The organism is Mesorhizobium sp. BHbdii, assembly GCF_053848045.1.
Genome location: NZ_JBSPKX010000285.1, coordinates 1 through 411 on the forward strand (window position 1 = coordinate 1; position 411 = coordinate 411).

The window sequence follows — 411 nt, forward strand, 5'->3', positions numbered from 1 at the left end:
TGCCCTTGGCCAGGACCGGCACCGTCGTGTCGTCGCCGTGCAGACGTGAAGCGGCCAGCACATGGGCTTCGAGCCGCTTGAACAGCGGCATCAGCGCCGCGGCGCCGGCACCGACCTGGTCGGCGAGCGTCGACAGGCTGAGCGGCACGCCTTCGCGGGCGTAGCGTTCAGCCTGGCGGTTGAGCGGCTGATGCTGGCCGAACTTCTCGAACAGGATCATCGCCAGCAGGCCGGGACCGGCCCAGCCGCGTGGGGTGGCGTGGAACGGCGCCGGAGCCTGGCTGATCGCCTCGCAGTCGCGGCAGGTGAACTTCTCCCGCACGTGTTGGATCACCTTCCATTGCCGCGGCACCACCTCCAGCGTCTCGGTGATATCCTCACCCAGCTTGCGCAGCCGATGACCGCCGCAGC

1 protein-coding gene is annotated in these 411 nt (G+C 69.3%); it reads right to left on the reverse strand.

Annotation, left to right across the window (positions count from 1 at the left end; translation table 11 throughout):
- On the reverse strand, positions 1-411 hold a 411-nt coding region (locus ACWTU8_RS33060; protein ID WP_455851407.1), incomplete at both ends, for an IS66 family transposase.